Raw genomic sequence first — 721 nt, 5'->3', positions numbered from 1 at the left:
GCACGCCGGGATGAATGACTTCGCCCAGGGCCACCTCGGCGCCGCGCGGCGTGGCCGTGGCGATGACCACATGGCCCAGATCGGAGAGCTCGATCAGGTCGGCCTCCTTCAACCAGGCCAGCGCGGCGCGCATCTGGTCCTCACTGCTCGCCACGCCCACCCCGCGCACCACGTCGCCCAGAATGGAGGCGTTGCTGGTATAGCCCGAGCTGGGGATCGCGAGCCTGCGGTGCTCGGACATCGTCGCTTCAATCATCGTGTCTCTCCATCATGGATCCGGACGCATGACGCCGGGGTGATATTGGGTGCCCTCGGCGACGTCCCGACCGGCACTGGTCAGCCGCGCGATCGTGTCGGTGCCGTATGAGCGCAGGGTGGTCAGCTGCGCCTGCTCCAGCCAACTCAGGTCCGCGACCAGCTGGTCGCCCGTGGTCGGCAGACCGATGCGCGCGCAATGCAGCCGCAGGACGCTGGCCGAGGCCTCGTAGCCCCCGGCGGCGGCGAGATAGCGCAGCACATGCAGCCGCCGCATCTCGGCCTCGATCCTCTCGACCGGCCAGATCATCACTTGGCCCCCTTGCTGGCCTCCCAGGCCGCCTTGTAGAGCACGGTCAGCTGGGTGCCTTGCTGCTCCAGCACGCCGGTCTGGCGCGCGATGGCCACCGACAGCTCAGAGACTTCCTTCGATGTGGCGAGCGTATCGAGCCGCGCCTCGATGGTG

2 protein-coding genes are annotated in these 721 nt (G+C 68.5%); both read right to left on the bottom strand.

Annotated features, from left to right (window positions below):
• The coding region (locus PMES_RS16325; protein WP_159966768.1) for a VpaChn25_0724 family phage protein at positions 1-256 on the bottom strand (256 nt) is incomplete at its 3' end.
• A 12-nt stretch (positions 257-268) separates the two neighbouring features.
• On the bottom strand, positions 269-565 hold the full coding sequence (locus tag PMES_RS16320; RefSeq protein ID WP_159966767.1) for a VpaChn25_0724 family phage protein: 297 nt from the start codon (positions 563-565) through the stop codon (positions 269-271).
• Positions 566-721 lie beyond the last annotated feature (156 nt).

It is taken from the genome of Profundibacterium mesophilum KAUST100406-0324, from assembly GCF_009835145.1.
Lineage (GTDB): Bacteria > Pseudomonadota > Alphaproteobacteria > Rhodobacterales > Rhodobacteraceae > Profundibacterium > Profundibacterium mesophilum.
The sequence above is the reverse complement of the archived record's forward strand: the minus strand, read 5'-3'. Positions and strand labels throughout refer to the sequence as shown.